General features: G+C 61.4%; 22 protein-coding genes and 1 tRNA gene. 10 read left to right on the forward strand and 13 right to left on the reverse strand.

Annotated elements, in window-relative coordinates:
- Nucleotide 1: 1 nt before the first annotated feature.
- Nucleotides 2-1,435: a sulfotransferase family 2 domain-containing protein gene (locus tag RA19_RS11520; RefSeq protein WP_039162651.1), complete on the forward strand. Its 1,434-nt coding sequence runs from the start codon at nt 2-4 to the stop codon at nt 1,433-1,435.
- Between the two features lie 346 nt (nt 1,436-1,781).
- Here RA19_RS11520 and RA19_RS11525 read toward each other — a convergent pair whose 3' ends face one another.
- From RA19_RS11525 to RA19_RS11560, 8 genes are all read right to left on the reverse strand, one after another.
- Nucleotides 1,782-2,246: a PTS sugar transporter subunit IIA gene (locus RA19_RS11525; protein WP_039162653.1), complete on the reverse strand. Its 465-nt coding sequence runs from the start codon at nt 2,244-2,246 to the stop codon at nt 1,782-1,784.
- A 50-nt stretch (nt 2,247-2,296) separates the two neighbouring features.
- Nucleotides 2,297-2,854 (reverse strand): ribosome hibernation-promoting factor, HPF/YfiA family, encoded by a 558-nt coding sequence (hpf, locus tag RA19_RS11530; protein ID WP_039126662.1) that lies wholly within the window; start codon nt 2,852-2,854, stop codon nt 2,297-2,299.
- 272 nt (nt 2,855-3,126) lie between these two features.
- Complete coding sequence (gene lptB, locus RA19_RS11535; protein ID WP_039162655.1) at nt 3,127-3,885, reverse strand: LPS export ABC transporter ATP-binding protein; 759 nt, start codon at nt 3,883-3,885, stop codon at nt 3,127-3,129.
- The gene (gene lptA, locus RA19_RS11540) at nt 3,885-4,397 is read right to left on the reverse strand and encodes a lipopolysaccharide transport periplasmic protein LptA (RefSeq protein ID WP_039162657.1); all 513 of its coding nucleotides are present in this window, start codon (nt 4,395-4,397) and stop codon (nt 3,885-3,887) included. Before lptA ends, lptB begins: the two co-directional genes overlap by 1 nt.
- 3 nt (nt 4,398-4,400) lie before the next feature.
- Complete coding sequence (gene lptC, locus RA19_RS11545) at nt 4,401-5,000, reverse strand: LPS export ABC transporter periplasmic protein LptC (RefSeq protein WP_039162659.1); 600 nt, start codon at nt 4,998-5,000, stop codon at nt 4,401-4,403.
- Between the two features lie 22 nt (nt 5,001-5,022).
- Nucleotides 5,023-5,991: a KpsF/GutQ family sugar-phosphate isomerase gene (locus RA19_RS11550; RefSeq protein ID WP_039162661.1), complete on the reverse strand. Its 969-nt coding sequence runs from the start codon at nt 5,989-5,991 to the stop codon at nt 5,023-5,025.
- Nucleotides 5,988-6,602: a ribonuclease D gene (locus RA19_RS11555; RefSeq protein ID WP_039162663.1), complete on the reverse strand. Its 615-nt coding sequence runs from the start codon at nt 6,600-6,602 to the stop codon at nt 5,988-5,990. The genes RA19_RS11550 and RA19_RS11555 overlap by 4 nt, the downstream gene beginning before the upstream one ends.
- Before the next feature lie 159 nt (nt 6,603-6,761).
- Nucleotides 6,762-6,848 (reverse strand) — tRNA-Leu (locus tag RA19_RS11560).
- Between the two features lie 216 nt (nt 6,849-7,064).
- Here RA19_RS11560 and hemN point away from each other — a divergent pair.
- The gene (gene hemN / locus RA19_RS11565; RefSeq protein ID WP_039162665.1) at nt 7,065-8,420 is read left to right on the forward strand and encodes an oxygen-independent coproporphyrinogen III oxidase; all 1,356 of its coding nucleotides are present in this window, start codon (nt 7,065-7,067) and stop codon (nt 8,418-8,420) included.
- 34 nt (nt 8,421-8,454) lie between these two features.
- Here hemN and RA19_RS26560 read toward each other — a convergent pair whose 3' ends face one another.
- Nucleotides 8,455-8,667, reverse strand: a complete 213-nt coding sequence (locus RA19_RS26560; protein ID WP_152615740.1) for a hypothetical protein — start codon at nt 8,665-8,667, stop codon at nt 8,455-8,457.
- Here RA19_RS26560 and RA19_RS11570 point away from each other — a divergent pair.
- The 5 genes from RA19_RS11570 to RA19_RS11590 all read left to right on the forward strand — a co-directional run bounded on the left by RA19_RS11570 (nt 8,666) and on the right by RA19_RS11590 (nt 14,522).
- Nucleotides 8,666-9,502, forward strand: coding sequence for a flagellar motor protein MotB (locus RA19_RS11570; RefSeq protein ID WP_039162667.1), 837 nt, complete (start codon nt 8,666-8,668; stop codon nt 9,500-9,502). The two genes, RA19_RS26560 and RA19_RS11570, sit on opposite strands and share 2 nt — an antisense overlap.
- Nucleotides 9,503-9,626: 124 nt before the next feature.
- Entirely contained in the window at nt 9,627-10,913 is a 1,287-nt protein-coding gene (locus RA19_RS11575) for a flagellar hook protein FlgE (RefSeq protein WP_039162669.1), read from the forward strand.
- A 46-nt stretch (nt 10,914-10,959) separates the two neighbouring features.
- Nucleotides 10,960-12,408, forward strand: coding sequence for a flagellar hook-associated protein FlgK (gene flgK / locus RA19_RS11580; RefSeq protein WP_039162670.1), 1,449 nt, complete (start codon nt 10,960-10,962; stop codon nt 12,406-12,408).
- 3 nt (nt 12,409-12,411) lie between these two features.
- The gene (locus RA19_RS11585; RefSeq protein WP_039162672.1) at nt 12,412-13,416 is read left to right on the forward strand and encodes a flagellin; all 1,005 of its coding nucleotides are present in this window, start codon (nt 12,412-12,414) and stop codon (nt 13,414-13,416) included.
- Nucleotides 13,416-14,522, forward strand: coding sequence for a flagellar basal body P-ring protein FlgI (locus tag RA19_RS11590; protein ID WP_039162676.1), 1,107 nt, complete (start codon nt 13,416-13,418; stop codon nt 14,520-14,522). The genes RA19_RS11585 and RA19_RS11590 overlap by 1 nt, the downstream gene beginning before the upstream one ends.
- A gap of 445 nt (nt 14,523-14,967) precedes the next feature.
- Here RA19_RS11590 and fliP read toward each other — a convergent pair whose 3' ends face one another.
- From fliP to fliF, 4 genes are read right to left on the reverse strand one after another with little or no spacing between them, the layout of a single operon-like run.
- Nucleotides 14,968-15,711 carry a flagellar type III secretion system pore protein FliP gene (gene fliP / locus RA19_RS11595; RefSeq protein ID WP_039162678.1) on the reverse strand — a complete coding sequence of 248 codons (744 nt, stop codon included), beginning with the start codon at nt 15,709-15,711 and terminating at the stop codon, nt 14,968-14,970.
- On the reverse strand, nt 15,708-16,004 hold the full coding sequence (locus RA19_RS11600) for a FliM/FliN family flagellar motor switch protein (protein WP_039162680.1): 297 nt from the start codon (nt 16,002-16,004) through the stop codon (nt 15,708-15,710). The genes fliP and RA19_RS11600 overlap by 4 nt, the downstream gene beginning before the upstream one ends.
- Nucleotides 15,997-16,596: a hypothetical protein gene (locus RA19_RS11605; RefSeq protein ID WP_039162682.1), complete on the reverse strand. Its 600-nt coding sequence runs from the start codon at nt 16,594-16,596 to the stop codon at nt 15,997-15,999. The genes RA19_RS11600 and RA19_RS11605 overlap by 8 nt, the downstream gene beginning before the upstream one ends.
- The gene (gene fliF / locus RA19_RS11610) at nt 16,596-18,266 is read right to left on the reverse strand and encodes a flagellar basal-body MS-ring/collar protein FliF (RefSeq protein ID WP_039162684.1); all 1,671 of its coding nucleotides are present in this window, start codon (nt 18,264-18,266) and stop codon (nt 16,596-16,598) included. Before fliF ends, RA19_RS11605 begins: the two co-directional genes overlap by 1 nt.
- A 119-nt stretch (nt 18,267-18,385) precedes the next feature.
- On the opposite strand from fliF, the gene RA19_RS11615 reads away from it, so the two are divergent.
- Genes RA19_RS11615 through RA19_RS11625 form a run of 3 tightly spaced genes read left to right on the forward strand, consistent with a single transcriptional unit; the run spans nt 18,386 to nt 19,980 of the window.
- Nucleotides 18,386-18,910 (forward strand): flagellar basal body-associated FliL family protein, encoded by a 525-nt coding sequence (locus tag RA19_RS11615; protein WP_039162686.1) that lies wholly within the window; start codon nt 18,386-18,388, stop codon nt 18,908-18,910.
- Between the two features lie 9 nt (nt 18,911-18,919).
- The gene (locus RA19_RS11620) at nt 18,920-19,366 is read left to right on the forward strand and encodes a hypothetical protein (RefSeq protein WP_039162688.1); all 447 of its coding nucleotides are present in this window, start codon (nt 18,920-18,922) and stop codon (nt 19,364-19,366) included.
- Nucleotides 19,366-19,980 carry a MotE family protein gene (locus tag RA19_RS11625; protein ID WP_039162690.1) on the forward strand — a complete coding sequence of 205 codons (615 nt, stop codon included), beginning with the start codon at nt 19,366-19,368 and terminating at the stop codon, nt 19,978-19,980. The genes RA19_RS11620 and RA19_RS11625 overlap by 1 nt, the downstream gene beginning before the upstream one ends.
- Nucleotides 19,981-20,037: the final 57 nt, after the last annotated feature.

The raw sequence follows: 20,037 nt of genomic DNA on the forward strand, positions 1-20,037 counted from the left end.
GATGTCTTCTTCCTTTGACTATTTTGCTGTCTTTGCGGAAATGCGGACCGGTTCCAATTTCCTGGAGGCCAACCTCAACGCCTTTGACGGACTCATCTGCCACGGCGAGGCCTTCAATCCGCATTTCATCGGCTATCCGAACAAGAGCGAAATTCTTGGCGTGACCCAGCCCATGCGCGAGGCGGACCCGGAGCGGCTGCTGCAGGAGATCAAGGCGCAGCCCGGTGTGCTGGGGGGCTTCCGCTATTTCCACGATCACGATCCGCGGGTGCTGGATACAATGCTGGACGATCCGCGCTGCGGCAAGATCGTGCTGACCCGCAATCCTTTGGACAGCTATGTGTCCTGGAAGATCGCTCAGGAAACCGGCCAGTGGAAGCTGACCAATGTGAAACGCCGCAAGGAGGCCAAGGTGCGGTTTGACGCAGCGGAGTTTGCAGCGCATGTGGAGGCGCTGCAGGACTTCCAGGTGACGCTGCTGAACCGGCTGCAGGGCCTGGGGCAGACGGCGTTTTATGTGGCTTACGAAGATTTGCAGAGCGTGGAGGTGATGAACGGGCTGGCGCGCTGGCTTGGGGTGCCGCAGCAGCTGGAGGCGCTGGACGAGAGCCTCAAGCGGCAAAACCCGGCGCCGCTGCTGTCCAAGGTCGCCAATCCTGATGACGTGCAGGAGGCGCTGGCCGGCATGGACCGGTTCAACCTGACACGGACGCCGAATTTCGAGCCGCGCCGGGGGCCGGCGGTGCCCGGCTATGCTGCCGGCGTGGTGACGCCGCTGCTGTACCTGCCGCTGAAGGGCGGGCCTGAGCCGGAGGTGGCGCGCTGGATGGCAGGCCTGGACCATGTGGCGCCGGACGGGCTGATCCAGGGCATGAACCAGAAGCAGCTGCGGCAGTGGAAACGCGGCAACAAGGGCTTCCGCAGCTTCACGGTGCTGCGCCACCCGGCAGCACGGGCGCATGCAGTGTTCTGCCGCCGCGTTCTGCGGGCGGGAGAGGGCAGTTACAAACCGGTCCGCAACACGCTGCGGCGTCAATTTGGAGTGAAAATCCCGGAAAACGGTCCAGGCGGAGGCTACTCCCTGCCGCAGCACAGAGAAGCGTTTTGCGGGTTTTTGGCATTTCTGCGGGCCAATCTGGCTGGGCAGACCTCGGTGCGGGTGGATCCGGAGTGGGCCAGCCAGAGCCAGGTTCTGGCAGGATTTGCCGAGCTCGGATCTCCGGACCTTCTGATCCGCGAGGAGGAAATGGCAGAGGATCTTCCGGCACTGGCGCGCAAACTGGGGCGGCTGGAGCCGGGGGAGGTGCCTGCTGCTGCGCCGGACGTTCCGTTTACGCTGAACGATATCTATGACGCGGAGCTGGAAGCGATGGTTGCAGCGGTGTACCAGCGCGACTATCTGGCTTTTGGCTTTGGTCCTTGGCGCCAGGACTGACCTGACCTGACCTGGCCTGCCCGGACCGCTGCGGTCTCTGCCAGCAAGGCGCTCCCGCGCCCGCCGGAAGTTTGGCAAGCCAAACATCCGCAACGGCCTTGGGCCGGGCGCCGCACGGAGTGCGGCGCGGTGATTGCGGCAGGCTTTGCGCAGAGATGCGGCGGTGCAGTGGGAAGCGCGGCTGCATGCCTGTGAGCTGAAGGCTCTCAGGCGTGCCTGGCCCAACGGGAAGAGTGCCGCCGGAAGGCGGCCGATGACGGGCGGGAGATCCTGCCACCGGAAGCAGACGGCGCAACCGGACGGGCGGCAAGCGGTGTTTGGGTTTCAGATGGCCGGAAATCGCACGTCAGGCAGCCTGAACTGACTGGTCCTCGGTCAGGATGGTGTACAAGGTTGCCGGCTCGTGATTGGCGCGCAGCTTGGTGCAGAAGCTCTGCTCGCGCAGAGTGCGGGACACCAGCGCCAGGGCTTTCAGATGCTCGACACCGGCGTCTTCCGGTGCAAACAGGGCAAAGGCGATGTCCACCGGCTGGCGGTCAACTGCTCCGAAATCCAGCGGCTTTTCCAGAATCAGGAAAATGCCGCAGACCTCGCTGATCATGTCCAGCCGGGCATGCGGCAGGGCAACGCCATGGCCCACCCCGGTGGGGCCGAGGCTTTCGCGGTCCAGCAAAGCCTCGAGCGTGGCTTGGGCGTCCAGCCCATAGGCGGTCTGAGCAACATCTGCGATTTCCTGGAACAAGCGCTTCTTGCTGGAGGCCGCACCGATTACCCGGACGGCCTCTGGCTTGAGGATGCTGGAAATCTGCATTTCTTCTGCTCCGTTCCGGCGCCCCGCAGGGGCGCCGATACCTTAGATGATCACGGGTCGATCCAGCCGATGTTGCCGTCTTCACGGCGGTAGACCACATTCAACCCGTCTTTGCCTTCGTTACGGAAGACCAGAACCGGTGCCCCTGCAAGCTCCATCTGCATCACCGCTTCCCCGACCGACAGCGACGGAATCCGGGTTTCCATTTCGGCGACGATGATCGGCTGCAGCGAGTCCGGCTCGGTATCCGCTTCCTCAGATGCGAGGATATACGAATTGGCGCCCAGATGTTCAACCGGTTCGCTGCGGTCCTTGTGGTGATCTTTCAACCGGCGCTTGTAGCGGCGCAGCTGCTTTTCCATTTTCTCGCAGCAGCCTTCGAACGCAGCATAGATTTCCGTCGCATGTGCTTTGGCCTGGGCGGTCAGTCCAGTGGACAGATGCACAGTGGTTTCACATACATACTCATGCGCCGAACGGGAAAAGACCACGGCGGCGTCGGTTGGCCGTTCAGCATACTTCTGAACAACCGAACCCAGCTCGTTCTGCACATGTGTTTGCAGAGCTTCGCCGATGTCGATCTGTTTACCGCTGATTTTGTAACGCATGTGATCTCCTTCACGAATTATTGCGGCCGAATCTGCTGCCAAGGCAATCCTTGGCAGTGTCACGTCAGATGCGGATCCGGGGGGCAGGCAAGGCGGCCGGTTGCATCGCTGCAGGCCCTGTTGCCAAGGCCATCAAGCGGTTTGCATCGGTGTGCGCATTTGCCATGAGGTAATTCGACGGCAACTGGCCGGGAGAGTCAATGCGAATCCCGGAAAAAAGAAACATGGGTTTCAGGCATATTTTTCCGGTTGCCCGCCATTGGCGGAGCGGGTCAGGAAATCCGGAAATTGTCGCCGAGGTAGACGCGGCGGACGTTTTCGTTTTCCACCACTTCCTCGGGGCTGCCGGACATCAGCACCTGGCCGTCGTGCAGGATATAGGCGCGGTCGACGATCTCGAGCGTTTCGCGCACGTTATGGTCGGTGATCAGAACACCGATGCCGCGCTTTTTCAGGTCCGCCACCAGATGGCGGATATCGCCGACCGAAATCGGGTCGACGCCGGCAAAAGGCTCGTCAAGCAGCAGGTACTTCGGATCGGCAGCCAGGCAGCGGGCGATTTCGACCCGGCGGCGCTCGCCGCCCGACAGCGCCAGGGCCGGGGCGCGGCGCAGGTGCTCGATCGAGAAGTCCGACAGCAGCTCTTCCAGCCGCTCACGGCGTTTGTGCTCGTGCTTTTGCGAGATGTCGAGCACAGCAGAGATATTGTCCTCGACCGACAGGCCGCGGAAGATCGACATTTCCTGCGGCAGGTAGCCGATGCCCAGCCGGGCGCGGCGGTACATCGGCAGGCCGGTCACGTTCTGGCCGTCTATGGTGACGGTGCCGGCCTCGGGGAATACCAAGCCGGCGATGGCGTAGAAGCTGGTGGTCTTGCCGGAGCCATTGGGACCCAGCAGTGCCACTACTTCACCGCGCTTCAGCGACATCGACACGTCGCGGATCACCACCCGCTTGCGGTAGGATTTGCGCAGCTTCTCGATGCGCAGCCCGGAGGAGCCTTCGGTAACAGTCAGATCCGGCCGCGCCATCAGTTGCTGCCGCCGTCCGGGTTCAGGATGGTTTTCACCCGGCCTGCCATCTGCGCGGTGCCCGAGGTCAGGTTCACTTCCAGCCGGTTCGAGGCCAGAGTGCCGCCTTCCTGGTTCAGCAGAACATTGCCGGTCATCACGATAGTGCCCTTGTCGATGGTGTATTCGGCGCGCTGCGCCTCGGCTGCATCTGGGCCGCTGACCAGAACCACATTGCCGGTGGCCTCCAGCCGTTCGATGCCGGCCTTGGCGCCGCTATCATCCGCGGTCTTGTAGATCACCAGTACCTTGTCGGCCGACAGCCGCATGATGCCCTGAACGATCAGCACATTGCCGGTAAACTCGGCAGAGCCGTCGGATTGGTTCACCGCCAGATTGTCAGCAGTGACCTCGACGGGCTGGCTGGGATCGGATTTGACCGCGCCAAAAGCGACGGAGGCCGTCTGCGCAGCAGCAAGGCCGGGAAGCATTGCCAGCGGCAGGCAGAATATCAGGGCGCGCAAATAGGACACAGGTTATCTTTCCGGTTTCTGGGGATCATATAGCAGCTTCACCCCGTTTTTGAACAGCATATGGACCGGGCCGCCCTCGGTTTTCACCCCGATGCGCATATTACCTGCGGTCAGCTTGCCAATTGCGCCGCTGGCGCGGACCGGGCCGGGACTTTCCGCTTCCAGCCCGCTGAGCGCGGTGTTCAGCTCTTCGGTCTCGACCAGCAGCCCGTCGGCGGAGGTAATGGTCACGTTTCCGGTGAACTGCGCGGTGTCCTGGCCGGGATGAATGGCGCCGGTCTTGGAGGCGAGGGTGATCTGCCCGCCATCGGCCAGATTGATCTCGGCAGCGAGATCGCTGGCAATCGCCGGGGAGCCGGCGCCGCCGGGACGGGCCAGCGAGGCGGTGACCATGATCTCGTCGCCCTGCGCGGTGGTGCCGGAGAAGAACGGCGCAGTGATCTGCTGGCCTTTCATCCTGTCCTCGATCTCCTTTTGGGCAAAGGGGATCACCGCGTCCGTATTCACGCCGCGCGAGATCAGGAACAGGGTGGACATCAGAACCAGGGCCGCCAACGGCAGCAACACCTTGAGATAGGCAACGGCTCTGGAGTAGCTGTCCATAGTCCTGAAACTCCGGCCCGCGTCAGCCCAAGCCTGCGCGCAGGCAGTCGTGGATGTGCAGCAGCCCCTCGGCCTTGCCGCCGTTTTCCGGATCCACCACAAACAGGCAGGTGATCTTGCGCTGGTTCATCACGGCGACCGCTTCTTCGGCCATGGCGCCAGGAGCGATTGTGGCCGGGCCCGCGGTCATGACTTCCGCGGCGGTTTTTTCCAACAGCCCGTCCATGTGGCGGCGCAGGTCGCCGTCGGTGATGATGCCGGCCAGGGAACCGTCTGCTGCGGCAACGCCGGCAACACCAAAGCCTTTCTGGCTGATCTCGATCAGCGCATCGGGCATCGGCGTGGCCTCGGGGACCAGCGGCAGGGCCTCGCCGGCGTGCATCAGGTCGCGCACTTTGCTGAGCTGTGCGCCCAGCTTGCCGCCCGGATGGAAGTCGCGGAAATTCTCCGGGCGGAAATCCCGGTGTTTCATCAGCGCAATCGCCAGCGCGTCGCCCATCGCCAGGGTTAGAGTGGTTGAGATCGACGGCACCATGCCAAACCCGCAGGCTTCACCCAGCGAGGGGATCTGCAGATGCACATCCGCCTGTTTCATCAGGGTGCTGTCCAACTTGCTGGACAGCCCAATGAGGGGAATGCCGAAGCGGCGGGTGAAGACGAGCAGGTTGGCCAGTTCCGGCGCCTCTCCGGAGTTGGAGATCGCCAGCACCACATCGCCCTCGGACAGCATGCCAAGGTCGCCGTGGCTGGCCTCGGCCGGATGCACGAAATAGGCGGGGGTGCCGGTGGAGGCGAGGGTGGCGGCGATCTTGTGGCCGATATGGCCGGATTTGCCGATGCCGCTGACGATGATGCGGCCCTTTGCCCCGAGGATCAGCTGCACCGCTTCGGCAAAGCGGTTGTCCAGGCTGTCTGCCAGAGCGTCCAGCGCCTTGGCTTCATCAGCGATCACCTGGCGGGCGGTAGAAAGGAATTTTTCTGTATTGGTCATGAGTGTGCAAAAATATCAGTTTCGGGCCAGCCGGCGAGATCCAGCCTGGCGCGCATGGGAAGAAAATCGAAACAGGCCTGGGCCATTCCGGTGCGGTCTTCGCGGGCGAGCCGCTTGTCCAGCGCCTCGCGCAGCCTGTGCAGGTGCAGCACGTCCGAGGCGGCATAATCGAGCTGGGCATCGGTCAGCTCTTCGGCACCCCAGTCGCTCATCTGCTGCTGCTTGGAGATGTCGACGCCGAGAAGTTCTTGGGTCAGGTTTCTGAGCCCGTGCCGGTCGGTATAGGTGCGCACCAGGCGGCTGGCGATCTTGGTGCAATAAACCGGCGCCGCCAGGGCGCCAAAAGCATTATACATGGCGGCAATATCGAACCGGCCGAAATGGAACAGTTTCAGGACATTGGGGTCTTCCAGCATCCGGCAGAGATTGGGAGCTTCGGTCTGGCCCTTGGCCACCTGCACGATATGGGCGTCGCCGTCGCCGCCGGACATCTGGATCACGCAAAGCCGGTCGCGGTGCGGGTTCAGACCCATGGTTTCGCAATCAATGGCCACAACAGGACCAAGGTCCAGCCCGTCGGGCAGGTCGTTCTTGTACAGGTGGTTGGCCACAGGGGTTCCCTTTTGATATTCACCGCGCCGGCTGGTGCTGGACAGGAGATAGGCGCTTTGGCCGTCAAACTCAACTGCGCCGGGGCAGGCTGGTTTACAGGTGCGCTTAGCCGTGCTGCGGAACGGGGCATCCCGGACTGGCGTATATATCTTGGGAAATGGTGCCCAGGAGAGGACTCGAACCTCCACGTCCATACGGACACTAGCACCTGAAGCTAGCGCGTCTACCAATTCCGCCACCTGGGCAGGTGTCGTGAGGAGGGCGTATAAGCAGAGTCGCAGGCAGCGTCAAATGGAAAATGCGCGTCTTTGCCGATTTTCCGGAAAATCAGCGTATGCAGGGAATTTTCAATTGAAACCAGTGTGTTGATGGGAAACGCGGAAAAGCCGGAATGGATAACTCAGGCCATCGGTTTGATCCTGCGCAAAGTGGCGGGGCCGTTAAACAGGCATAGGACAGTCATGAAACAGATTGACCGCCTCCAAGCTCTTGGGCTGTTCGACAGCCGGGTGCCCCGCTATACCTCTTATCCGACCGCGCCGGTCTTTACTCCGTCGGTGGGCGCCCAGGAACAAGCCCGCCAATTGCAAGCGCTGGATCCGGATGTGCCGGTTTCCGTCTATTTGCATATTCCGTTCTGCGAGAGGCTTTGCTGGTTCTGTGCTTGCCGCACACAAGGCACCCAGACGCTAAGCCCGGTGGAAAGCTACATCGGCACACTGGAGCAGGAACTGAAGCTGGTGGCGCCGCTGCTGCCGGAAGGGCTGCAGATGGGGCGGCTGCACTGGGGCGGAGGCACACCGACCATTCTGCCGCCGCATCTGATTCACCGCCTGGCGAAAGCGGTAAAGGCGGTTTTCCCGCAGACAGACGACTGGGAGTTCTCGGTGGAGATCGACCCGACGATGGTGGACCGGGACAAGATTGCGGCGCTGGCTGCGGAGGGCATGAGCCGGGCCAGCATCGGTATCCAGGATTTCGACCCGCTGGTGCAGCAGGCAATCGGACGGGCGCAGCCGTTTGAGGTGACAAGGACCTGTGTGGACGACCTGCGCGCCGCGGGAATCACTTCGCTCAATGCGGATCTGGTCTATGGGCTGCCGCATCAGACCCCGGCGCGGTTCGCAGATACAGTGCAAAAGGTGCTGAGCCTGGGTCCGGACCGGCTCGCCCTGTTCGGATATGCGCATGTGCCTTGGGTGGCCAAGCGGCAAAAGCTGATCAAAGAGGAGGCCTTGCCGGATGACATCGCCCGGTTCCATCTTGCCGGTCAAGCGGCAGAGGCCTTTGCGGCGGCTGGATATGCAGCGATTGGGATCGACCATTTTGCCAAGCCCGGAGATGGGTTGGAACGCGCGGCCCGCAGCGGTCATCTGCGGCGCAATTTCCAGGGCTACACCGATGACACATGCCCGTCGCTGATCGGGTTCGGGGCATCTTCGATTTCCCGTTTCGCTGGCGGTTATGTCCAGAATGCCGCGGCAACGCCTGCCTATGTGCAGCGGATCGAGTCGGGCCAGCTGGCGGGCGCGCGCGGCCATGTGATGAGCGAAGAAGACCTGATGCGCGGCCGTGCGATCGAGATGCTGATGTGCGGTTTCCGGCTGGACAGGGATGAGCTGCGGCAGCGCTTCGGCGGAATTGCGGATCGGCTGGAGGCCGGCCTGGCCCGGACAGCGGAACAATTCGGGGATTATGTTGCGCTGACCAGCGAAGCGCTGGAGATTGCTCCCGAAGGCAGGGCGCTGACCCGGATTATCGCCAGCGGGTTTGACGCCCATATGCCGGAAGGCGTGCGCTACAGCCGTGCCTCCTGACAGGACAGGGCAGGCTCCCGCCTGCTTGGTGCATTCACTGAATGCACGCCGCCGTTGGGCCCGGCGCTGCGCTGGCGCGCAGCGGCGCCAGACCGCCGCCGCGCCGCAAGGCTTTCGGGCCAAAGCATTGATTTGGCCGGAACAGGCGCCACTTCGCCTGCGAACTGCCGGCAAGTTTAATTGTTAAGGCCCGTTTAACGCGCCGCCTGCTATCCAGAGAATGGGTGAAAATAGTGGTGGTGAACATGAGCGCACAAGGCAATGTGGCGCCCATTATCATCAAGAAGAAAAAATCGGGTGGTGGCGATGGCCATCACGGCGGCGCGTGGAAAGTGGCTTATGCAGACTTCGTGACCGCGATGATGGCCTTCTTTTTGCTGATGTGGCTGCTGAACGCGACAACAGAAAAACAACGCAAGGGTCTGGCGGACTACTTCTCGCCATCGATTCCGCTGAGCCGGGTTTCCGGCGGCGGCAATGGCGCCTTCCAGGGGGACAGCATGTTCACCGAGGAAATCAAGCCGCAGTCCGGCACCGGGGCCACGGATGTCAATCCGGTGGATGCCCAGCAGGCGCAGGGCGACACCGGGGTTGAAGCCGATGAAAAGCGCGAAGAGGAAGATTCCAAGTTCCGCGCCATCGAGGAGCAGCTTTCCGGGCGCGGCGGCGAGAGCATGGTGTCTGTCGCGATGTCCCGCCATATCGTGACCCGCGTCACCGATGAAGGCCTGATCATCGAGCTGTTTGCAACTGAGAACGCTCCGCTGTTTGAAGACGGGGAAGCGGAGCCGACTGCCCTGTTCCGGGATCTGGTCAGGATGATTGCCCGGGTTTCCGAAGGGGTAGAAAGCAATGCGGCCATTGGCGGCCATATCCGGTCGCATCCGGTTGTGCTGGCGAGAAACCCTGTTTGGGAATTGTCTCACACCAGGGCGGACAAGACCCGCGTGCTGCTCGAATCGGGCGGGCTGGCAGCGCGGCGGATTCACCGGGTGACCGGTCATGCCGACCGCAAGCTGGCTGTCGCGAATCCGATGGCGGCCCGCAACAACCGGATCGAAATCATCCTTTTGCGCGAATAAAACCCTGAAAACACTGGGTCCGGCGGCTGGCAGATAACTTGTATTTTATCTGTTAGCCGCCCGTTAATCGCTCCTGCGCTAGCTGTTGCATCCAGAATGATTAGATGCAGCAGAAAGGCGTGCTATGACCATTTCTTCGTCGCTGAACGCGGGCGTTTCAGGATTGAGCGCCAACGCCAGCCGGTTGGCTTCCATTTCCGACAACATCGCCAACTCCTCGACCCGCGGGTACAAGCGGGTGCAGACAGACTTCCATTCTATGGTTTTGTCCGGCTCCGGCGGCAGCTATTCGGCGGGCGGCGTGCGCACCACCAATGTCCGCCTTATTGATGAACGCGGCCCGCTGGTGTCCACCAATAACGCCACCGACCTTGCGGTGCGCGGCCGCGGCATGCTGCCGGTGGCATCCATCACCGAGGTCGAGGCTGGCGGCAGCCCGACAATGATGATGACCTCCACCGGGTCTTTCCGCACAGATTCCAATGGCTACCTTACCACTGAATCGGGATTGGTCCTGATGGGATGGCCTGCGAATTCCGACGGCACGGTCCCGGACTATCCGCGCGACACCAGCAGTTCTCTTGAGCCGATCCACGTGGACCTCAACCGCCTGTCCGCGGTTCCGACCACCGAAATCAGCCTGACGGCAAACCTTCCGGCCGACAGTGCTGTGGTTGGTACTACAGCTGGTCCCGAAGATCAGGTGGTGACCTATTACGACAACATGGGCCGGGCTGAAGACCTGACCATCACCTATACGCCAACCGGCGCGGCAGACAACGAGTGGACGATGGAAATCGCCGACTCTGCATCCGCCGGTGCGGTGATCGCCGAGTACACGCTGACCTTTGATGACAGCTCCAGCACCGGCGGCACCCTGGCCAGCGTGGCTCTGGTGACCGGGAACGCGTATGACGCGACCGAAGGTTCCGTGACCGTCAACGTTGCAAGCGGCCCGATCGAGATCAACATCGGCACCATCGGCGGCAATGGCTTGCAGCAGCTGGGTGACGAATTTGTTCAGAACAACACCACCAAGGACGGCAACCCGGTCGGAACCTTTGTTGCGGTGAAGGTCAATGAATCCGGCGAAGTTATTGCGACCTACGATTCCGGCGACGAACGGGTCATCTACCAAGTGCCACTGGTGGATGTGCCGAACATGAACGGGATGCGGGCGCTGGATTCTCAGACCTATATGCCGAACGATGAATCCGGTGACTTCTACCTTTGGGACGCAGGCGACGGGCCAACCAGCGATATACTGGGTTATGCGCTTGAGGAATCCGCTGTCGATGTGGCGACCGAGCTGACCGACATGATCCAGACCCAGCGGGCCTATTCGTCCAACGCCAAGGTCATTCAGACCGTTGACGAAATGCTGCAGGAAACCACCAACATCAAGCGCTAACGCGCTTGATGCCTCCTGACATTGGCTTCACGAAAGCAGGCTGAACATGTCTATCTATTCCGCGCTTAACAGCGCGATGAGCGGGCTGAACGCGGCCAGCCGCTCGTCGCAGGTGGTCTCCGAGAACCTCTCCAATGCCCTTACACCGGGCTACACGCGGCGGGTTCTTGACCTGAACACTCCTGGACCCGGTGTTCCCGGCGTCCAGGTTGGCAGTGTTCAGCGCCTCAACGACCCGGTTCTGATTACCAACCGCCGGGTTGCCGAGGCGGACTACGGGGCCGCCAAAGTGCAGGCCGATTTCTTTGAACGGATGTCCGATCTGGTCGGGACCGTCGATGATGAAATGTCGTTGGCGTCGCAGCTATCGGATTTCGAATCGTCACTGATCGAAGCGGTGTCGCGGCCAGACTCCCAGCCCCGGCTGAATGATCTTTCGGTCAAAGCGAACACACTGGCAGATTCGATCTCCCGCACCGCCGAAGGGCTTCGGGACCTGAGGATCGTCGCCGACAATGCGATCGGTGCTCAGGTGGACAAGGTGAACCAGGCGCTGAAGGAGATCGAAAAGCTTAATGCCCGGATCATGGTCGTGGAAGCGGGCGGCATGGATGCCGTTTCAATGCACGATCAGCGGGATCAGCTGATTGATCAGATCAACGAGATCATCCCGGTCAATGTGGTTCAGCGCGACAATGGCCAGCTCAGCTTGTATTCCGCCGGCGGGGTGATGCTGCTGGATCATAAGGCGTCCGAACTGACCTTTACGCCGTCGCGGGATATCATGCCGCATATGACGCTGGGCAACGGCCTGCTTTCCGGGATTGAGGTCAACGGCCGGTCGATTGACACAAGCACCGATGGCCCGTTGCGCGGCGGCACGCTGACCGCGCAATTCGAGATCCGCGATGTGACCGCCGTTGAGGCCCAGGAGGATCTGGATGCCATGGCCGCCGATCTGATCGAGCGGTTCCAGGATCCAGCCTTGGATGCGACAATCGGGGCGACCGATGCCGGCATCTTTACCGATGACGGTGCCTTCTTCGATCCTGTGAACACCGTGGGAATTTCCAACCGGATTGACCTGAACAATCTGGTTGCCTTGGACGGTGCCGCCGAAACCTGGCGCTTCCGCGACGGGCTTTATGCGGCCGGGCAGGGCGATCCTGGCGATTCCAGCCTGCTGCAGGCTTACTCGGACGCATTGAACACCAACAGGACCGTGTCTTCGATCGGGCTGGGGACTGCAGATATGACCGCGTCAACGCTGAGCGCCAATCTGCTGTCGCGGTTTGCCCAGGACAATGAGACGGCATCCCGTGCCTCAACCTTTGCCGCCGCGAGTTTCAATGAGTTGAGCCAGGCCGAGCTTGCGCTGGGTGTCGACACTGACGCCGAATTGCAAAACCTGATGCTGGTCGAAAAATTCTACGCTGCCAACGCCCGGATGATCACCGTGATCGACGAGCTTATGGACACACTTTTGAGGATCTGACGCATGATTGTTAATTCCTATGGAGATATGGCGCAGCACCTCTTCCTCCGCAGCCGGAACTCGGAGCTGAAGGAGAGTGTCACCACCCTGTCTGAAGAGTTTGCAACAGGGAAAACCGCCAATCTGACTGAGCGGCTGGGCGGGGATTTCACCTATCTGGCAGATTTGGAAAGCAACCTGAACCGTCTGGACAGCTATATGGTTGCCAACGGCGAGGTGCAGCTGTTTGCCACAACCATTCAGGGCAGCCTGGAGAAGGTGCACGGCCAGGTGCAAGCGATGCGCAACGATATCGTGACGCTGTCGCCGACCATGGATCTGAACAACGCCGAGCAGTTCGCCAGCCAGGCTAAGCAGAGAATGTCCAGCGCGATCAATTTGATGAACTCTGCCGTCGGCGGCCGGACAATCTTTGCGGGCACTGCAACGGATACGCAGCCGCTCAACGGCTCCAACACGCTGATGACCGCCATTCTGACCGAGGTCTCCGGCCTGACCACAAGCGATGACATCATCCAAGCGGTCAAGGACTGGTTTGATGACCCCGCAGGGTTTGACACCGTGATGTACAAGGGCTCCACGACGTCGCTGCAACCGGTTACCGTTGGCGAGGGCGAGCAAGTCACTTTGGGCATCCGTGCTGATGACGAAAACCTCAAGCACACGCTGCAGAGCTATGTCATCACCTCGCTTGCGGATGAGCCAAGCCTCGGCCTGACGGAAGAGGTGAAGATTGATCTTGTCATCGACGCCGCCGGAGAATTGTCGGAGAGCGAGGACAGGCTGATCCAGCTGCAGGCGGATGTCGGCTTCATCGAAGGCCAGCTGGAGGCCGTCAACACCCGCAATGAAGCGTCGAAAACCAGCTTGAGCATCGTCAAGAACAACCTGGTTTCCGCTGATCCGTACGAGACTTATACCCGGCTGGAAGAAGCGCAAACTCAGCTGGAAGGCCTGTACACGATCACCTCGCGCAGCTCGCGTCTCTCACTGATGAACTATCTCTGATGCTGGTATATTTCCGCCTTCTCATCGCTTGCCTGTTTCTTCTGCCTGCAGTGGCGCAGGCGAGCACCATCCGCCTCAAGGACCTGGTTGAATTTGACGGTGTCCGGGGCAACGATCTGGTCGGCTACGGTCTGGTTGTTGGCTTGGACGGCACCGGCGACGGTTTGCGGAACTCTCCGTTTACCGAAGAGATCATGTCCAACATCCTGGAGCGTCTCGGGGTCAATGTGACCGGCGAGCAATTCCGCCCGAAAAACGTTGCAGCTGTGTTTGTGACGGCAACTTTGCCGCCGTTTGCCCGGGTTGGCAGCACCATTGATGTGACTGTTTCGGCCATCGGCGATTCCAAGAGCCTTTTGGGCGGTACTCTGATTATGACACCGCTGAATGCAGCCGACGGCCAGATCTACGCGGTGTCCCAAGGCACCATTCTTGCAGGCGGAGCCGTTGCCGAAGGAGAAGCAGCGCAGGTTACGCAGGGCGTGCCGACGTCCGGTGTTATCCCCTCCGGCGCGCGGGTCGAGCGGGAGATCGACTTTGACCTGGCCTCGCTGTCCTCTATGCGGCTGGCCCTGCGTGAGCCGGACTTTACCACAGCGGGCCGGATTGAACGGGCGATCAACGATGAGTTTGGCCGCAACGTTGCGCTGATGCGCGATTCCGGCACTGTCGAGGTGGATATCCAGCGCACAAACACACGCTCTACGGCGCATGCGGTTGGCCGGATTGAAAACATCCTGGTTGAACCTCAGCGCAAAGCGCGGGTTGTGGTGGATCAGCGCTCGGGCACCATCGTCATGGGCAGCGACGTCCGGATCTCCCGGGTGGCCGTGGCCCAGGGCAATCTGACCCTGCGGATCGAGGAAGCACCCCTGGTGGTGCAGCCCAATCCCTTTGCAAACGGGCAGACTGTAGCCGTGCCGCGGACCGGGGCAGCCATCGAGGAAGAGGAAGGAATTCAGCTGGCCGAAGTGCCGGAGACAACCTCCTTGTCGGAAGTGGTGGCAGGCTTGAACGCCTTGGGCGTCTCGCCGCGGGACATGATCGATATCCTCAAAAGCCTGAAGGCGGCCGGCGCGCTGCATGCCGAGTTCGTCGTGCGCTGACGGAAATTGACCTGTTGGGTATTGCGCCCTGGCTTGCCTGAGCAAGCCAGGGTTTTTGATGTGCAGGCAACTAGCGGTGCTGCTCTGCTTTCAAGCCGAAGGCGACATAAGACGCGGGAGCAGACCCAGAGGGAAAACGCCGGTGCATATGTTTCTGAAGACGGGCAATTGTCGCCGATATCCCTCGTCATCCTTCAGCCGCATCAGCGGCATCAGGCCTAGGTGGCAGGATGCCGTGGCGTCCCCGGGATCAGCGCGGGACGGATGCTTTTGAGTTCGCTGCCGCCCAGGCACAGGTGTTTCGCTGCATGCTCTATCAGATCACGGCAACGAGCATAGCGCTGCTGCTGAGGCGCATTCGACAAGTTCGCAGGAACGTGCACGGCCAATCAAAAAGGCCCGGGCATCGCAACAGATGCCCGGGCCTTGCAAGGCTACAAGGAACTTAGGGGTAGTAGCTGCGCACAAGAGCGGTTGCGATCAGGCTCCAGCCGTCTGCAACAACAAAGAAGGCCAGTTTGAACGGCAGCGACACAATTGCCGGCGGCACCATCATCATGCCCATGGACATCAGGACGGCGGCCACCACCAGATCGATCACCAGGAAGGGCAGGAAAACCAGGAAGCCGATTTGAAAGGCGCGCGAAATTTCCGACAGCAGAAAGCTCGGCACCAGAGCCGACAGAGGGGCCTCGGGAACGGGGTCCATGCCCTGGGTTTCCGGCCTGAGGTCAGCAATGGCATAAAACGTATCCGGATCCAGCCGGTTGGCCATGAAGGCGCGGAAGGGCTCCAGGCTGCGGGCAATGGCCTCTCCTGGCTCCAGCCGCTCTTCCAGCAGCGGGTTGATGCCTGTGGCCCAGGCTTCGGTAAAGACAGGTTCCATCACAAAATAGGTCAGGAACAAGGCCAGGCTGATCATCAGCATGTTGGGCGGTGCCTGCTGCAGCCCAAGCCCCTGGCGCAGGATTGACAGCACTGTCACCAGAAAGGGGAAGCAGGTGATCATGATCAGCAGGCCCGGGGCCAGGCTGAGCACGGTAATCAACAGAATCAGCTGGATCGAACGGGCCGAAACCGACTCGCCGTCTGCCAGCGAAAGGCTCAGTTCTTGAGCCAGGGCGGTCTGCGGCAAGGCCAGCAGCAGTGCTGAGACCAGTGCCGCCCGCACAAAGGTCTTATGTGTCATCCCAAACCGCTTTGCAGATCGGCAATTTCCGTGAGGCGCACGGCCAGCTGGCCGGCCTGGTCTCCTTCCAGCTCTTCCAGCTGGCCGCGGGCAACCAAACGGTCCCCGACATAGAGGTCCACCGGATCTTCGACCCGTTTGTCCAGCGTCAGGACCGCATTTTCGCCAAGGCTGACCAGGTCGCGGATCAGCGGTCGGGCCTTGCCGACCGAGACAACCACCTCGACGGGGACCGACACAAAGGGATTGCCTGCATCGGCGGGTTTCATGTTCAGATCGGCAGCGTCATCCATACTGGCTGTCCTCTTTGGCGTGATAGGTAAAGGCTTCAATTGAGTCCTGAATCGACTCCAGCAGCGCATCGCAGTTGATTTCGCACTCGGAACTGCCAATGCGCAGATAGGCCTGGCCTGGTGTCAGGGCACCGTCTTCCTGCACCGTGACCGGTACCGAAAAATTCTCCGGCAGCAGGTTCCGCACCGTGGCGCCTTCGCCGGGGGAAACCACGATCCGCATCGGCTGATCGGTCTGCCCCTTGGCCAATTCGGCAAGCTGATCAACGATGTGATGGCCAAAGGAAGCGGCCATTGCATCGGGCAGGATAGCGCTGGTCAGAACCTTGAACATGGGGTCCAGCGAATCAAGCAGCTGGCTTTGCGCCTCGTGGTAGGTAAAGCTGAGATCCTCCAGGGAATTGGCGAGTTCGGCGGAGATCCGGCTGGTCTCCTGATCCTTGGCTGTCACCGCATCATCCCATCCGGCGCTGTAGCCCTTTTCAAAGGATTCCAGGCGCTGTTCTTCTATGACTTCCTCGGAGACGGCAGGCACGGCCGGTTCTGCCGGGGTGCTGAACCCGAAGTCTTCCAGCAAATGGGCAATTGTCATCAGGCCTGCTCCTTATTCTCTTCCAGCCAGCCGCGCAGGATCTGGACGGTTTCCTCCTGCCGTTCGCCGATCAGGTTGCGTAGGCGGTCGACCGGATCGTCCGAGCCGCCGCCCAGTGCTCCCAGGCCAGCAGCGCCCATCATGTCGCCCGCACCCATGGTGGGAAGGCCGCCCATCGGTTCAAACTGGCCGTCGCCGCTGTCGATTTCGCCGTCCAGCGCGAGGCCTGCACCCAGATCCGGTGCCGTCATGAAGCCGCCGTCGCCGCCGGGGCCGGGCAGGCCGGGCAGCCCGCCGTCGTCCGGCCCAGGCAGGGCAGCAACCGGCGTTGCCTGATTCGACAGGATCGGACGCACCACGAACAGGCCCAGGATCAGGCTGACAATGGCCAGCGCTGCAATCTGAATCAGCGACATCGCGTCAAAATAGAGGTTGTCCATGAAGGAGGACGACGCCACAGACCCTTGCGGCTCCACGGCCGGCAGTTCCATTGACTTGAGGGTGATTACGTCGCCGCGCTCTGCGTCAAAGCCGACAGCGGCAGAGATCAGCTCGCGCATGGCAGCCAGCTCCTCTTCCGGCCGGGGCTGGAAAACAGTTTCGCCGGCATCATTAGTGGCAGCGGTTCCGTTCACAAGCACCGCAACGGTCAGGCGCTTGATGGCACCAGGGCCGCGGACGATTTCTTTTTCGGTTTCCGAGATCTCATAGTTGATCCGCTCCCGGGTCGCGCTGGTGTTTGCCTTGGAACCCTGGCCGGAGGCCGCATCGCCATCGGGGATATTGGAGGCCACGGTCACTTCGCCGGACTGGTTGCTGGAAGAATCGGCACGTTCCTCCACATCGGTGCTGACCGCGACGCGGCTTTTCGGATCCACTCGCTTCTCGCGGATCGACTCAGTGTCGGTGACGGTTTCAACACTGACTTCAACCACGGCATTGCCCTGGCCGACGCGGGCTTCGACCAGCCGCATGACCCGTTCGCGAATCGTCTGCGAGCGGTCGTCTGTCCCGGCCCCGGCCGCGGCGGTTGCATCGGTTGAACCAATCAGCGCGCCATTGGCATCGATCACTGCGACATTCTCAACTGCAAGGCCGGTAACGGCGGAGGCAATCAGAAAGCGGATTGCATTGGCCTGCGGCGGTGTGATCGGCGAGCCCATCGGCACAATCGAAACCGATGCGGTGGGTTCAACCGTCCGCTGGAAAGGATTCGAGCCGGTGTTGGCGATATGCACCCGCGCCTGGCTGACATGCGGGCTGGCGACGATGGTGCGGGCCAGTTCGCCTTCCTTGGCGCGCCAGTAGGCTGCATCAAACATCTGCGATGTTGTGCCAAAGCCGCTGAGCGAATCGAGGAGCTCGTAGCCCTTGCCGCCATTAGCGGGCAGGCCTTCGCTGGCCAGCGTCATCCGCAGTTCGTCACGCCGCGTTGACGGCACGTAGATCGAGCCGCCGCGTACTTCATACTGTGTGCCGCGCTGTTCCAGCGCCCGCACCACATCCCCAGCCGAACCGCTTTCCAGCCCGGCGTAGAGCAGAGTCATTGTTGGCTTGCTTGCCACATGGGACATCGCGAAAACGCTGAGAATCATGATCACCGTGGCACCCACTGCAATCACGCGCTTGCGCATGTCCATTTCTGCCCAGACATTCTTGATCTGCTGCACATTAACCTCCGTCGCACCGGCGTTCTGTCCGGCGTGCAACCTTTTTGACGGATCGGCCTTAACATTCGGTTAGTTCCTCGCAGGTTATGAAGAAGCTGCACGACGTTTTAGGGATAGCCATGACAGACGCTGCAGTAGATACGGAAGCAGAAGCCCCGGCCAAGAAAAGCAAACTGCCCCTCATCATCGGGGTGGTGCTGGCGCTGGTAGGGGCGGGCGGAGGATTCTTCGCCGTTCAGTCAGGCCTTCTTCCCTTTGGTCAGAAAGCAGCGCCAGAACCGGCGCCTGCGGCCGAAGCGGCGCCAGAAGGCGTGGACAATGGTGAGACGGCGGAGGATATCGCCAATCTTGCCTTTATCGAAATGGACCCGATTGTGATTACCCTGCGCAAAGCCAGCGGTATCAAGCATTTGCGGTTCCGCGCGCAACTTGAGGTCGATCTTGCCCATCAGGCCGAGGTCGAGAAAATCCTCCCGCGGGTTATCGATGTCCTGAACAGCTATCTAAGAGCATTGGAGCTTGAGGATCTGACCGATCCGATGGCGCTGCCGAAACTGAGAGCGCAGATGCTGCGGCGGATCAATATTGCCACCGGCCAGGGCCGGGTGCGCGATCTGCTGATCATGGATTTCGTACTGAACTAGGAGGACAGGATGGACATTATTGCTGATATCCTGCTTGCGGCCGGAGCGCTGGGCGCCGGATTCTATTGCCTGGTGCTGTCGCGCCGGCTGAAACGCTTCAATGACCTGGAAAAAGGCGTAGGCGGTGCGGTGGCCGTGCTGTCCGCCCAGGTGGATGATCTGAACAAGTCGCTGCAAGCGGCGCAGCAGGTGTCGGACGGCTCCAGCAAGGCGCTGCAGCAGCTGACCGGCCGCGCCGAATCGGTGGCGCAGCGGCTGGAACTGATGATGGCCTCGATGCACGACATACCCGAGGCTGCAGCCGCAGCTCCGGCGGCGCAGGCCGGCTCTGAAGACGAAGCGATGGCGGCGGCCTATGAAGCCGATTCGCAGCCCGCAGCGGACGAGGCGGAAGAAGCCAAACCTTCGGGGCTGATGTTCGTGCGCCACAACCGCAGCCAGAACCGGGTGGCGTGATGGCGAAGGGAGCGAAGAAATCCAAGCGCTTGCGGCGCGGCGGCACGCTGATGATGCTGGCGGTTCTGCTGATGGGCTCCGCCGCGGTGCGGCTGGGCCTTGAGGCCGGACCGGCGATCGCCCGTGAAGTCGCGAGTCTGCAGCAGCCGGGCGGCGGGGAGATGGAGCACAAGGGGGAGACCCCCATGAGCAAAATGCCCTCCTCGGCGGAATTGCAAACGATGCTGGCTGCCTTTCAGGAGCGGGAGAAGGCTCTGGCCGCCCGCGAGGCGGAACTTCAGGACCGGTTGAAAGCGCTGGAAATTGCCGATCAGGCGATCGAGCAGAAGCTGGCGGCATTGCAGGAAGCCGAGGAGAAGCTGCGGGCAACCCTGGCTTTGGCCGATGGCGCGACCGAGGCGGATGTGACCCGGCTGACAACGGTTTACGAGCAGATGAAGCCCAAGGAGGCCGCGGCCTTGTTCGAGGAAATGGATCCCGGCTTTGCTGCGGGTTTCCTCGCCCGGATGCAGCCAGAGGCAGCGGCGGGAATCATGGCGGGCCTGAGCCCGGAAGCCGCCTATACCATCAGCGTGGTTCTGGCTGGCCGCAACGGGGCGGTGCCCAAGGAGTGACTTGGGCGCGCGGGCTTAGTCTTTCCTTAGGAAGACTCGCCTAATCTTATAAAAACC

Origin of the sequence: Leisingera sp. ANG-M1 (genome assembly GCF_000813745.1) — a bacterium.
Lineage (GTDB): Bacteria > Pseudomonadota > Alphaproteobacteria > Rhodobacterales > Rhodobacteraceae > Leisingera.